This is a genomic window from Kitasatospora sp. NPDC043950 (assembly GCF_056435345.1).
In genome coordinates this window covers 270,084-282,369 of sequence record NZ_JBWKER010000001.1, presented here as the reverse complement: position 1 = coordinate 282,369, position 12,286 = coordinate 270,084, and the positions used below count along the sequence as shown (strand labels likewise).

At 74.6% G+C, this 12,286-nt stretch carries 12 protein-coding genes; 8 read left to right on the top strand and 4 right to left on the bottom strand.

From position 1 onward, the window contains the following. Positions 1-200 precede the first annotated feature (200 nt). Together AC07BF_RS01135 and AC07BF_RS01130 are read left to right on the top strand one after the other, a co-directional pair. Positions 201-929: a response regulator transcription factor gene (locus tag AC07BF_RS01135; RefSeq protein WP_363586599.1), complete on the top strand. Its 729-nt coding sequence runs from the start codon at positions 201-203 to the stop codon at positions 927-929. A gap of 41 nt (positions 930-970) precedes the next feature. Beyond that, positions 971-2,443 (top strand): sensor histidine kinase, encoded by a 1,473-nt coding sequence (locus AC07BF_RS01130; RefSeq protein WP_363630611.1) that lies wholly within the window; start codon positions 971-973, stop codon positions 2,441-2,443. Here AC07BF_RS01130 and AC07BF_RS01125 read toward each other — a convergent pair. Further along, a complete protein-coding gene (locus AC07BF_RS01125) occupies positions 2,421-3,455 on the bottom strand; it encodes a GlxA family transcriptional regulator (RefSeq protein ID WP_363630594.1) in 1,035 nt (344 codons plus the stop codon). The two genes, AC07BF_RS01130 and AC07BF_RS01125, sit on opposite strands and share 23 nt — an antisense overlap. A gap of 165 nt (positions 3,456-3,620) precedes the next feature. On the opposite strand from AC07BF_RS01125, the gene AC07BF_RS01120 reads away from it, so the two are divergent. Next, positions 3,621-4,211, top strand: a complete 591-nt coding sequence (locus tag AC07BF_RS01120) for an isochorismatase family protein (protein ID WP_063350466.1) — start codon at positions 3,621-3,623, stop codon at positions 4,209-4,211. A 51-nt stretch (positions 4,212-4,262) separates the two neighbouring features. Here AC07BF_RS01120 and AC07BF_RS01115 read toward each other — a convergent pair whose 3' ends face one another. Then, positions 4,263-6,215 carry a glycoside hydrolase family 5 protein gene (locus AC07BF_RS01115; RefSeq protein ID WP_478332713.1) on the bottom strand — a complete coding sequence of 651 codons (1,953 nt, stop codon included), beginning with the start codon at positions 6,213-6,215 and terminating at the stop codon, positions 4,263-4,265. A 145-nt stretch (positions 6,216-6,360) separates the two neighbouring features. On the opposite strand from AC07BF_RS01115, the gene AC07BF_RS01110 reads away from it, so the two are divergent. From AC07BF_RS01110 to AC07BF_RS01100, 3 genes are read left to right on the top strand one after another with little or no spacing between them, the layout of a single operon-like run. Continuing rightward, entirely contained in the window at positions 6,361-6,885 is a 525-nt protein-coding gene (locus AC07BF_RS01110; RefSeq protein ID WP_478317564.1) for a MarR family winged helix-turn-helix transcriptional regulator, read from the top strand. After that, positions 6,882-7,751: an ABC transporter ATP-binding protein gene (locus AC07BF_RS01105; RefSeq protein WP_363630592.1), complete on the top strand. Its 870-nt coding sequence runs from the start codon at positions 6,882-6,884 to the stop codon at positions 7,749-7,751. The genes AC07BF_RS01110 and AC07BF_RS01105 overlap by 4 nt, the downstream gene beginning before the upstream one ends. Next, positions 7,711-8,604 carry an ABC transporter permease gene (locus AC07BF_RS01100; protein ID WP_478332712.1) on the top strand — a complete coding sequence of 298 codons (894 nt, stop codon included), beginning with the start codon at positions 7,711-7,713 and terminating at the stop codon, positions 8,602-8,604. Before AC07BF_RS01105 ends, AC07BF_RS01100 begins: the two co-directional genes overlap by 41 nt. A gap of 36 nt (positions 8,605-8,640) precedes the next feature. Here AC07BF_RS01100 and AC07BF_RS01095 read toward each other — a convergent pair whose 3' ends face one another. Then, positions 8,641-9,399, bottom strand: a complete 759-nt coding sequence (locus AC07BF_RS01095; RefSeq protein ID WP_363617573.1) for an alpha/beta hydrolase — start codon at positions 9,397-9,399, stop codon at positions 8,641-8,643. A 200-nt stretch (positions 9,400-9,599) separates the two neighbouring features. Here AC07BF_RS01095 and AC07BF_RS01090 point away from each other — a divergent pair, with 200 nt between their 5' ends. Next, positions 9,600-10,421, top strand: a complete 822-nt coding sequence (locus AC07BF_RS01090) for a mechanosensitive ion channel family protein (protein ID WP_478332711.1) — start codon at positions 9,600-9,602, stop codon at positions 10,419-10,421. A gap of 184 nt (positions 10,422-10,605) precedes the next feature. Here AC07BF_RS01090 and AC07BF_RS01085 read toward each other — a convergent pair whose 3' ends face one another. Next, a complete protein-coding gene (locus AC07BF_RS01085) occupies positions 10,606-10,959 on the bottom strand; it encodes a DUF6401 family natural product biosynthesis protein (protein ID WP_363588504.1) in 354 nt (117 codons plus the stop codon). A gap of 142 nt (positions 10,960-11,101) precedes the next feature. On the opposite strand from AC07BF_RS01085, the gene AC07BF_RS01080 reads away from it, so the two are divergent. Continuing rightward, entirely contained in the window at positions 11,102-12,028 is a 927-nt protein-coding gene (locus AC07BF_RS01080) for an LLM class F420-dependent oxidoreductase (RefSeq protein ID WP_363588502.1), read from the top strand. Positions 12,029-12,286 lie beyond the last annotated feature (258 nt).

Sequence of the window (12,286 nt, the reverse complement as noted above, 5' to 3'; positions counted from 1 at the left end):
GCACCGCCGGGGCGCACCACGATCGCACCGCAACCTCTGAGCCGGCTCTGAACCGGGGCCGTCGCCCCCGTCGCCTCCGGCGATGTCGCCGCAGGTCAGGGTGGGTGGATCGGGTTTCCCGGGCGACTGCCGGTCTCACGGCTTTCTCATCGCGGTGGGCCAGGATGAAGGCGGCCGACCGCCTGCACCCAGGGAGCACCATGGACGACACCGCCGAGCGTGGCGCCGACCGGCAGGACTGGCGGGTCCTCGTCGTCGACGACGAACCGGACCTGGTGGAGGTGGTCTGCGGCGCGGTCCGCTACGAGGGCTGGCAGGCACGGGGCGAGACCACCGGTCTGGCCGCCGTCCGGGCGGCGGCGCACTGGCGCCCGGACGCCGTGGTGCTCGACATGATGCTCCCCGACCTCGACGGCATGGAGGTGCTGCGCCGCATCCACGCCGAGCGGCCCGAGGTGCGGGTGCTCTTCCTCACCGCCCGGGACGCCGTCGAGGACCGGATCGCGGGCATCGCGGCGGGTGGCGACGACTACGTGACCAAGCCGTTCAGCCTGGCCGAGGTGGTGGTCCGGCTGCGCGGGCTGCTGCGCCGCGCCACCCCGCCGGGGGCCGCGGGGCAACCGCCCGCGCACGCCCTGGTGCTCGGCGACCTCGTCCTCGACGAGCGGGCCCGCGAGGTCACCCGCGCCGGTGAGGTGGTCGACCTCAGCCCGACCGAGTACGCGCTGCTCGCCCACCTGATGCACCACCCGCGGCAGGTGCTCAGCAAGGCGCAGATCCTGGACGCCGTCTGGTCGTACGACTTCGGCGGGCAGGCGCACGTCGTCGAGCTGTACATCAGCTATCTGCGCAAGAAGCTGGACGCGGGCCGGACGCCGATGATCCACACGGTGCGCGGCGCCGGCTACCTGATCAAGGCGGCCCCGTGACCGGCCGGCCCACGACGGGCGGCCCCGTGACCGGCGGCCCCGTGACGGGCGCCGCCAGGGCACGCCGCCGGGCCGCCCGGCTGGTGCCGCGGACGCTGCGGGCCCGGCTGATCGCCGGCCTGCTGGTGCTGCTGGTGGTGACCTGCGCCGCGGTCGGCCTCGCCACCACGGCGGCGCTGCGCCACTTCCTGGTGGACCGCCTGGACCAGCAGCTCGCCGACGCCGGCGGGCGCTACGCCGCCAGCCTGGAGCACGCCGGCCAGGGCGGCGGCACCGACACCCGGGCGCAGACCCCCGGCACCCTGGGCGCCCGGCTGCTGGACGGCCGGGTCACCGCGGCGGGCGTGGTCGACGGGGACGCCGACGACGCCAACGGCCCCAGCGCCGACGACCGGCTGGTGTTCTCGCCGGCCGAGCAGCGGGCCCTGGCCGCCCTGCCGGTCGGCGGGCCGGCCCGCACCGTCGACCTGGGCCGCGCGCAGGGCCACTACCGGGTGCGCGCGGTGGCCGGCCGGGACGGCGACGTGCTGGTCAGTGGACTGCCGCTGCGCCCGGCCGAGGACACCGTGGACCGGCTGGCGACCCTGGAGCTGACCGTCTTCGCGATCGCCGTCGCCGGGGCGGGCGCGGCCGGGGCGGTCTGGGTCGGCTGGTCGCTGCGTCCGCTGCGGCGGGTGGTGGGCACGGCCGAGCGGGTCGCCGCGCTGCCGCTCGCCAGCGGCGCCGTCACGCTGGCCGAACGCGTCCCGGACGACGATCCGCGGACGGAGGTCGGCCGGGTCGGCGCGGCGCTCAACCGGATGCTCGGGCACGTGGGCGACGCGCTGGCCCGCCGGCACGCGGTGGAGGAGCGGCTGCGGGCGTTCGCGGCCGACGCCAGCCACGAGCTGCGCACCCCCGTGGCGGCGGTTCGCGGCCACGCCGAACTCGCGCTGCGCCACCCGGGCGCGGTGCCCGGGCCGGTCCGGCACTCGCTGGAGCGGATCGACGCCGAAGCGGTGCGGATGGGCGCGATCGTCGAGGACCTGCTGCTGCTCGCCCGGCTGGACGCCGGCCGGCCGCTGGCCGACGCCGAGGTCGACCTGACCCGGATCGCGCTGAACGCGGTGGCCGACGCCCGGGCGGCCGGGCCCGGGCACCGCTGGCGCCTGGCGCTGCCCGAGGAACCGGTGCTGGTGCGCGGGGACGCGGACCGGCTCAGCCAGGTGGTGGTCAACCTGCTGGCGAACGCCCGGACCCACACCCCGCCCGGCACCGAGGTCGAGCTGAGCCTGGAGCCGGCCGGGGCGGGGGTGCGGCTGGCCGTCGCCGACGACGGCCCGGGGATCGCGCCGGAGCTGGCGGGCCGGATGTTCGAGCGGTTCGTCCGGGGGGACCGCGCCCGCTCGCGCTCGACCGGGTCGACGGGGCTCGGCCTGTCGATCGTGCGGGCGGTGGTCCGGGCGCACGGCGGCACGGTGGACGCGGCGAGCCGGCCGGGGCGCACCGTGTTCACGGTCCGGCTGCCGCCCTGACCGGAGGCGGACCCCAGGGCGTGGGCGTGGTGGTGCGGAAGCGGTGGCGGTACTCGGTCGGGGTGGTGTCGAGCCGGCGGCGGAAGGCCCGGACCAGGGTGTCGGTGGTGCCGAACCCGCAGTCGGCGGCGACGCGGTCGAGCGTGGCATCGGTGGATTCGAGCTGGTGGCGGGCGAGTTCGACCCGGGCCGACTCGATGTAGGCGCTGGGCGTGGTGCCCAGTTCGGTCTTGAAGATCCGGGTCAACTGCCTTTCGCTGACGTGGGCGTGGGCGGCGAGATCGGGGACGGTGAGTCGGCCGGTGAGGTTGCGCAGGACGTGGTGGCGCAGCTCCTCGACCCGCCGGGTGGTGGAGACGGGTTCCAGCGGGACACTGAACTGGCTCTGGCCGCCGGGGCGTTTGAGGTACATCACGAGCTGGCGGGCGACCCTCAGCGCGAGCTCCTCGCCGAAGTCCTCGGCGACCAGGGCGAGGGAGAGGTCGAGGCAGGCGCTGATGCCCGCGCCGGTCCAGACGTCGCCCGCGCGGATGAAGATCGGGTCGGCGTCCACCTCGATCTCCGGGTACTCGGCGGCCAGTTGCGCGGCGGTCGACCAGTGGGTGGTGGCGCGTTTGCCGTCGAGGAGCCCGGCGGCGGCGAGCAGGTGCGCGCCGACGCAGACCGAGGCGATGCGGCGTGAGCGCCCGGCGAGGGTGCGCACCCAGTCGACCACGGCCGGGTCGGTGCGCGGGCGGACCCGGCGCGGGCCGTCCACCTCGACGGCGCCGGGCACCAGCAGGGTGTCGATGGCGCTCGCGGCGGCCTCGTCGAAGGTGAGGTCGGGCAGGATCCGCACGCCGGCGGCGGTGGTGACCGGGTCCGTGGTCGCGGCGGCGAGGACGACGCGGTAGCCGGTCGCGTCGCCGGTCTCCCGCCGGACGAGGGAGAACACCTCGGGCGGTCCGGTGACGTCGAGCAGGTCGACGCCCTCGAACAGGACGATGACGATCAGTCGTTGTACGGCGCCCACGGCCCCCACCTTGCTCTCTCGATGCTCTCTCGATGTCGGAATCTGCAGGTTAGACGGCATTGCCGACATCCGGTGGCCGGTCGTAGCGTTCCGGAGGCGGGCCGCCGCGGCCGTCGCAGCCGCCGCCCGCCCTTGCCCGTGTACCGAACCGAAGGTGGTCCCCCCATGCCCACGACGACCCTGCGCGCCCTGAACGGCCTCGACGAGACGCCCGCCACGCTCGCCGCGTCCACGCTGATCCTGATCGACTACCAGAACACCTACGTGCGCGGCGTGATGGAGCTGGAGGGCTGGCGGGAGGCGCTCGACGCGGCCGCGGCCCTGCTCGCCCGGGCGCGCGCGGCGGGCGCCACGGTCATCCACGTGATCAACGACGGCGGCGCGGGCACCCCGTACGACGTCCGTGCCGAGATCGGGCAGATCCACCCCGCCGTGGCGCCGGCCGAGGGCGAGGCCGTGGTCGTCAAGCAGGCCCCGGACGCCTTCGTCGGCACCGGCCTGGGCGCCCTGCTCGACGAGGCCGGCCACCAGGACGTGGTGGTCGCCGGCTTCATGACCCACATGTGCGTGGCCTTCACCACCGCGGGCGCCTTCCTGCGCGGCAACCGGCCGACCGTCGTCGCCGACGCCTGCGCGACCCGCCCGCTCGCCTCGGCGGGTACCCGGGTGACCGCCGCCCAGCTGCACCGCAGCGCCCTGGCGACCATCGGCGACCTGTACGGCGTGGTCGTGGAGTCCCAGGCCGCGCTGAGCTGAACCGTTCCCGCCGGGGCCCGGCCCGCCGGCCGGGCCCCGGCAGCGGCGGTGTCAGGCCAGCGGACGGCAGAGCAGCGCGTCCGGGACGCCGGCGTGCAGCCAGCGCCAGGTGAAGGCGACTCCCGCGACGTACTCGTTCGAGGCGCACTGCCCCTTGTAGGCCCCGGGCGCCCAGTCGCTGGCCGCCGAGTCGGCGCCGGTGGTGACCGGGGGCCGGTTGTCGCCGTGGTCGAACCAGAGCACCCGGTCGGTCGCGGCGGGCGGCGCGGCCGCGGCCGGGGCGCAGAGCAGGGCGGCCATCGCATCGGCGCGGACGCTGTAGCCGACCGCGAACCGGCCGTCCGGGCACTGGAGTTTGTCGTAGCCGGGCGCCCAGTCGCCGCCGGTGACGTAGCGCTCGTCCGTGACGGTCGTCCAGGCGTCGGGCCCGGTGGCGGACTGCCCGGCGTCGGTGCACAGGCCGCGGCCGTCACCGCGGCCGAGGCCGATCAGGCGCTGGCCGTCCGGGCAGTTCCCCTTGCGGTTGCCGCTGCTCCAGTCGGGCAGGGCCAGCATCCGCCGGGAGGCGTTCTGGTCGGCGTGGTCGAGGTCGAGCAGGTTCCAGCGGGCGGGGACCGGGACCGGGCCGGTGTACCCGGGGGCGGCGACCAGTCGGTTCCAGTACGCGGTGCGCCAGTCGCCCGGGTCCTCGACGCTCAGCCGCCGGCCCGCCCGGTCGTAGTGGAGCAGTGCCCAGCTGTCCTGTGGTACGCCGTCGTTGTGCCACCCGACCAGCGGCCAGACGGCGAAGTCGGTGTCGTGATCGGCCAGGATCGCGGTGAAGCGGTCGAACCAGGCCTGCTCCTTGGCGTCGGTCGAGCCCCGCCCGCCCGCACCGAACTCGCTGATCCAGACCGGGGCGGTGAAGTGCTGCCCGGCGCGGGTGACGAAGAGCGCCTCCTCGTCGACCACCGCAGCGAGTTGATCGGGCGTCAGGTCCTGGTAGCGCGGATCGCCGGTGGCGCCCGGCCCGCTGCCCGCGCCGGTGTTGGCCGAGCCGGTGTACCCGTAGAAGTGTGCCGAGTAGACCAGTTTGCCCGAGTCGATCAGGGTGTGGGAGAGCGTGGCCACCGGCTTGAGCATCGGGCGGCCGTGCGGCAGGCCGGCCAGCGGGACGCCCTGCCAGTTGATGCCCTCCATGATGATCAGCAGGTCGGGGGCGGCCTGGAGGATCCGGTTGCCCGCCTCCTCGAAGGCGGCGTACGCGTCGTGGCCGTCGCCCAGGCCCCAGTTGGGGTCGTCCCAGGTGTCGCGGCGGACCTCGTTGCGCAGGTCGGCGCCGACCACGCGCTTGTTGGCCCGGTACCGGTTCACCATGAACAGCCAGTCCTGCTCCCAGGTCTCGGTGGACTGGCCGCTGTTCCACCGCTCGTTGCCGTCCAGGCCGCAGCAGAACCGGTACCCGGTGGTGTGGTTGTTGAGGATCACCGCGAACCCGTCGGCGGTGAGCGCCGCCACCACCGCGTCGTACACCTGGAGCGGGGTGCTGCCGCGCAGCCCGGGGTTGGCGGCGACGGCGGCGTCCGGGACGGCGGCGGTGTCCCGGATCATCGCGTCCGCGAACGGCAGCCGGACGCTGTTCAGCCCGAGGCTGTGGAAGCCCGCCATGATCTCGGACAGCGGCGCCCGGTCGAGGCCGAGCGGCAGGTTGTACGAGACCTGGCCGGCCTGGTTGTTCGCCGGATCGGTGGTCGAGCCGCTGCCCTGCCACGTGCCCTGCGCGCCGGACCAGTTGCCGGACTTCAGCTTGAACCGGTCGCCCGACGCGTCGACGACGTACCGCCCCCGGGTGCTGAGCGGCCCCGCCCAGGAGGCCGCCAACTGCGCGCCGCTGAGCGGCACCGGGGCGGCGGCCCTCGCGGGGGTGGTCGCCGCAGTGCCGGGCGCCGCAGTGGCCGCCGGCACAACGAGCAACGCGGACAGCGCCGTTGCCGCGGACAGCACACGGCGCGCGAGTCTTCTCATGATGGTCCCCAGCGGTGAGGGCGGGTAGGTGTCCGTACACGGTCACCCGGGATCCTGGCACAGCCGCGCCCCGCCCGGCAGTCCTCCGGTCCACCTCGTCCGCCCTCTGGACGAATACCTCTCACTGAGAGCTAAAATCGGAGGTATGAGTGCGACACCGGAAACGCTCGCCCCCGCACCGGCCGCCGACCTCCTGGCGACCCCCGATCCCGACGTGGCCGACGAACTCTCCGCCCTGCTGGTCGGCATCCAGCGCCTGGTCCGCCGCCGGCTGCGGCAGGGACTCACCGAGCCGAGGCTCCGCGGAGCGCAGATCGAACTGCTCCGCCTGGTGATGGACACCCCCGGGCTGCGGGTGTCCGACGCGGCCGAGGAGCTGTGCCTCGCCGGCAACTCGGTCTCCACCCTGGTCAACCAGCTGGTCGCGCTGCGGCTGCTGCGCCGGGAGGTGGACCCGGCCGACCGCCGGGCCGCCCTGCTGTACGCCACCGACGAGGCCGTCGAACGCCTCGCGGTCTGGCGGGCCCGGCGCGCCGCGCTGGTGGGGGAGGTGGTGGCCGGGCTGCCCGCCGACTCCCGGGCGGCCCTGGCCGCCGCGGTGCCCGCGCTGCGCGAGGTGGCGACGGGCCTGCGCACCCGGCCCGGTGAGCCGGGGGAGGAGGAGCGATGACGTTCCCGGAGGACGGCGGTGACGCGGCGGTGGCCTGCCGCGGTCTGGAGTACACCTTCCACCACGGGCGCGGGAAGGGTGCCGGCACCAAGGCCGTCGACGGTGTCGACCTGACGGTGCGCACCGGCGAGGTGTTCGGCCTGCTCGGCCCCAACGGCGCGGGCAAGACCACCACGATCCGGGCGATCACCACCCTGCTGCCGGTCCGCGCCGGCATGGTGCGGGTCTTCGGCCACGACCCCGCCCGGCAGCGGATGGAGGTCCGCCGGCTGCTCGGCTACGTGCCGCAGCAGCTCTCCGCGGACGGCGGGCTGACCGGTCGGGAGAATGTCGCGCTGTTCGCCCGCGTCTTCGACGTGTCGCACGGCGAGCGCCGCGAGCGGGTCGCCCAGGCGCTGGCCGCCGTCGGCCTCGCCGAGGCGGCCGACCGGATGGCCGGCACCTACTCCGGCGGCATGGTCCGCCGGCTGGAGCTCGCCCAGGCCCTGGTCAGCGCCCCGCGCCTGCTGGTGATGGACGAGCCCACCATCGGCCTGGACCCGATCGCCCGCACCGGCGTCTGGGAGTGCGTCGAGGCGGTCCGGCAGGCCACCGGGATGACCGTGCTGGTCACCACCCACTACATGGACGAGGCCGACCGCTACTGCGACCGGATCGCCCTGATGGACCGTGGCCGGATCCGTGCGCTCGGCACCACCGAGGAACTGAAGACCGTGGTCCGCGCGCAGGACCCGCAGCTCGCCGACCCCAGTCTGGACGACGTGTTCCGCCACTTCGCGGGCCGCGAGCTGGCCCCCGGCGAGGCTCCGGAAGGAGAGTTCAGCGATGTCCGCCGTACCCGCCGCACCGCCTCCCGCGTCGGCTGAGCCCCCGGGCCCCGCCTCTGCCGCTGCCGCCGCGACCGCCGCCCGTCCCGACCTCGGCCTGCTGCTGGTCCCCCCGCGCGCCCGCACCGGCTGGCGGCTGGTGCCCGCCCGGACGCTGGCGATGTGCACCGTCGAACTGCAGAAGCTGCGCCACGACCGCACCGAGCTCTACACCCGGGCCGTGCAGCCCGCGCTGTGGCTGCTGATCTTCGGGGAGACCTTCACCCGGCTCAAGGCCATCCCCACCGGCGGCATCCCCTACCTGGACTTCCTGGCCCCCGGGATCATCGCCCAGTCCGCCATGTTCATCGCGATCTTCTACGGCATCATGATCATCTGGGAGCGGGACTCCGGGGTGCTCACCAAACTGCTGGTCACCCCCACCCCGCGCGCCGCGCTGGTGACCGGCAAGGCCTTCGCCGCCGGGGTGAAGGCGGTGATCCAGGCCGTCGTCGTGGTGGTGATCGCCGCTCTGCTCGGAGTCGCGATGACCTGGAACCCGCTGCGGCTGCTCGGGGTCGTGGTCGCCGTGCTGCTCGGCTCGGCGTTCTTCTCCTGCCTCTCGATGACCATCGCCGGCATCGTGCTCACCCGTGACCGCCTGATGGGCATCGGCCAGGCGATCACGATGCCGCTCTTCTTCGGCTCCAACGCCCTCTACCCGGTGGACCTGATGCCGGGCTGGCTCCAGGTGGTCAGCCGGGCCAACCCGCTCAGCTACCAGGTCGACGCCCTGCGCGGCCTGCTGATCGGCACCCGCGCCCACCTCCCGCTCGACTTCGCTGTCCTGACCCTGGCCACCGTGCTCGGCATCACCGCGGCCTCCGCGCTCCTCGGCCGCCTGGCCCGCTGACCCCGCGCCGCTGCGCGCCCGCCGGTCCGCGCCGGGTCAGTCGCGCGGCTGGCGCGGCAGGGCGAGGGTGAGGGCCTCGGGGGAGGCGGGCGGGAGGGCGAGGGCGGAGGCGGTCTCGGCGGGGAGCGGGCGCAGGCCGAGCAGGGCGGTGGCCAGGCGGGTGGTGGCCCGGTGCCAGTCGGGGATGCGCTGGAGCATGGCGTGGCCGCTGCCGGTGACGGTGTAGCCGCAGACGCGGGCGCCGGCGGCCCGGCTGCGGGCGGCGAAGGCCCGGGTCTCGGCGGGCGGGGTGACCTTGTCGCGGTCGCCGTGCAGCAGGAGCACGTCCCGTCCGGCCAGTTGCTCGCACGGGTCCTCGGCCGGGCACCAGGGGGCGAGGGCGACCAGGCCGGTGACGGCCGGGTGGCCGCCGGCCCGCAGGGCCGCGCGCCCGCCCATCGAGTGCCCGATCAGGACGGTCGGCACCTCGCCCAGCTCCCGAGCCAGCTCGTCGAGGGCGGCGAGGGCGTCCAGCGCGGCGTCGGCGCGCTGCCCGTTCCAGCCCCGGTGGCGGTAGCGGACGGTGCCGACGGCCACGTCGGCGCCGGCGGTGTCCTTGGCGAGGGAGCGCAGGAAGCCGTGCATCCGCAGCAGCGGCAGGTTGACCGGACCGGGCCGGGAGAGGTTGTGCTCCTCGCCGCCGTGCAGCACCAGGACGGCGGCGCGCGCCGCCTCGGGCCGCACCCGCCAGCGCAGTGCCGGGTGCCCGGCCGTGCTGCCGGTCGTCGTGCCGCCGTCCACCGTGTCGCTGCTCACACCCGCACCGTCCCGTCCCGTCCCGCCCCCGTCCCGTGCCCTTGAACATCACTTTACGCGGGGCGTCTACGGGCCCGTTTCACCCGGGGGGAGCAGCCCGGGGACCAGGCGCGCGCGGGCCGGGCGGGGTGCTGCTATCCACGAAGGGTGGGGGGCCGCACGCGCCGCTCGTGGCGCCGTGTCACCGAGTGGAGGACTCCGTGGCTCAGCAGCTCGCACTCTCCGTGGACTTCGGATCGGGTTTCACCGACGCCTGGTCCAAGATCGCGAAATTCATCCCGCAGTTCATCGCCTTCCTGGCGATCCTGGTCATCGGCTGGATCGTGGCGAAGGCGATCGCCAAGGTCCTGGACCGTGTGCTGCGCAAGGTCGGCTCGGAGCGGGTCTCCGAGCGGGCCGGGATGGCCCGCCACCTGAGCGGGTCGAACTACGACATGACCGGCATCATCTGCAAGATCGTCTACTACGCGATCCTGCTGATGGTGCTGCAACTGGCGTTCGGTGTCTTCGGCCCGAACCCGATCAGCGTGATGATCCACAGCATCGTCGCCTGGCTGCCCAGGGGCATCGTGGCGGTCGCGATCGTGGTGGTCGCGATGGCCATCGCCAACGGCGTCCGCGACATCGTGCGCAACGCGCTCGCCGGCGCCTCGTACGGCCGGACGGTCGCCACGATCGCCTGGGCATTCATCGTCGCGCTGGGCGTGATCGCGGCGCTCGGCCAGGCCGGGATCGCCACCGCGATCACCGGACCGGTGCTGATCGCGGCGCTCGCCACGATCGCCGGTGTGCTGGTGGTGGGTGTCGGCGGCGGCCTGATCCTGCCGATGCGCCAGCGCTGGGAGCGCTGGCTGGACCACGCCGAGCAGGAGAGCGCCAAACTGCGCGGCAGCGCCTACCAGGCGGGCCGGGCGGACGTGCTCGCCAACCAGCCGGCCCGGCCGACCACCCAGGCCGCTCCGGGCACCACCCCGCCGCCGCCCGGCATCGACCCGGGCCGCCCGGGCGACCGGCCGAGCTAGGGCGTGTTTCATAATTCCCGCCGGGCGCGCGACGCCGGGCATCCCGCCTGGACGCACCGGCGAAACGTCCAAGTACGGCCCAGTACGAGGACGCTTCGCCGGCACGCCCAGCCGGGCGCCCAACGCCGCGCGCTGATCCGACGCGAATTATGAAACACGCCCTAGGCAGCGACCCGCGGCGGGTTCAGGCCCGCAGCAGGCCCTGCTCGCGCACCAGCCAGCAGATCGCGGTCAGCCGGTGCACCGCGTAGTCGTACCCCACCGGCTCCCGCCAGCCGATCTCGGTGAGCGCGTCCAGGAAGCCGAGCGCGTAGTCCGACAGTTCCTCACGGTCCAGGGGCCGGGGCGCCAGCTCCGGCCCCTGTGCGTACAGCAGTTCGCGCAGCATCGCGACGTGCTGGTCGACCATCGCGACGAAGCCGGGCTCGAAGGCGAACTCGGCCAGCCGTGGCGTGAACGCGGCGACGATGCCGGGCAGCGGGCAGCCGGCCGGCTCGTCGGGGGAGCGCCGGAAGGACTCGTCGGGGGTGGCGAACATCCGTCCACGGTAGGCGAGCGGGTCGGCCGGACCGGCGGCTCGTGACGGTTCCGTGCTGAGACCTTGGCCACCTTCGGGAGCTTCGGCGGCTTGGCCGGTTCTCTGCGCCGATCCGCGGGTGGTCTGTACCAGAATGGTCCGCATGGATCTCCGCATCTTCACCGAACCGCAGCAGGGCGCGAGCTACGACACCCTCCTGGCGGTCGCCCGGGCCGCCGAGGACCTGGGCGTCTTCAGTGCCTTCTTCCGCTCCGACCACTACCTGAAGATGGGCGACGTCGACGGCCTGCCCGGGCCGACCGACGCCTGGATCACCCTGGCCGGCCTCGCCCGCGACACCCGCACCATCCGCCTCGGCACCCTGATGACCGCCGCCACCTTCCGCCTGCCCGGCGTCACCGCGATCCAGGTCGCCCAGGTGGACGCGATGAGCGGCGGCCGGGTCGAGTTCGGCCTCGGCGCCGGCTGGTACGAGGCCGAGCACGCCGCCTACGGCATCCCCTTCCCGAAGGAGAAGTTCGGGAGGCTGGAGGAGCAGCTGGCGATCATCACCGGCCTGTGGAACACCAAGCTCGGCGACACCTTCGACTTCGCCGGCGAGTACTACACGCTGACCGGCTCGCCGGCGCTGCCCAAGCCGGCCCAGGACCGGATCCCGGTGTTGGTCGGCGGGCTCGGCCCGAAGCGGACCCCGGCGCTGGCCGCCCGCTTCGCCGACGAGTTCAACCTGCCGTTCGCCTCGGTGGAGGACAGCGCCGCCCAGTTCGGCCGGGTCAAGGCCGCCGTCGAGCAGGCCGGGCGCTCGGTCGGCGACCTGGTGTACTCCAACGCCCTGGTGGCCTGCGTCGGCCGCGACGACGCCGAGGTGGCCCGCCGGGCGGCCGTGATCGGCCGGGACGTGGACGAGCTGAAGGCCAACGGCCTGGCCGGTACCCCGGACGAGGTCGCCGAGAAGATCGGCCGGTACGCGGACGTCGGCAGCGAGCGGGTCTACCTGCAGATCCTGGACCTGGACGACCTCGACCACCTGGAGCTCATCGCCTCCCGGGTCGCCCCCCAGCTCGGCTGACCCGCCCGCACGGCACGCCCTGATCCGGCACCGGCCGGCCGGGCCCGGCGACCACCGCTCTTTACTCGCTCTTGGGAATGCGTAATGCTCCGAGGGAGGGAACGGCGCGGGGAGGACCGGTGACCAGGACGAGAACGGCGGAGGCGGCGGCACCCCGGGTGCCGCCGCCCCCCTGGCGGGGCCTCCTCGTCGGCCGGGCGGGCTTAATGGTGTAGGCCCGGCCTCATGACCTGTGGGTCGGTCCCGCCCCCTTGGTGT

Coding starts and splice junctions, on each gene's coding strand:
- AC07BF_RS01135 (WP_363586599.1), top strand. CDS start 201: ATGGACGACACCGCCGAGCGTGGCGCCGACCGGCAGGACTGGCGGGTC.
- AC07BF_RS01120 (WP_063350466.1), top strand. CDS start 3,621: ATGCCCACGACGACCCTGCGCGCCCTGAACGGCCTCGACGAGACGCCC.
- AC07BF_RS01115 (WP_478332713.1), bottom strand. CDS start 6,215: ATGAGAAGACTCGCGCGCCGTGTGCTGTCCGCGGCAACGGCGCTGTCC.
- AC07BF_RS01110 (WP_478317564.1), top strand. CDS start 6,361: ATGAGTGCGACACCGGAAACGCTCGCCCCCGCACCGGCCGCCGACCTC.
- AC07BF_RS01105 (WP_363630592.1), top strand. CDS start 6,882: ATGACGTTCCCGGAGGACGGCGGTGACGCGGCGGTGGCCTGCCGCGGT.
- AC07BF_RS01100 (WP_478332712.1), top strand. CDS start 7,711: ATGTCCGCCGTACCCGCCGCACCGCCTCCCGCGTCGGCTGAGCCCCCG.
- AC07BF_RS01085 (WP_363588504.1), bottom strand. CDS start 10,959: ATGTTCGCCACCCCCGACGAGTCCTTCCGGCGCTCCCCCGACGAGCCG.
- AC07BF_RS01080 (WP_363588502.1), top strand. CDS start 11,102: ATGGATCTCCGCATCTTCACCGAACCGCAGCAGGGCGCGAGCTACGAC.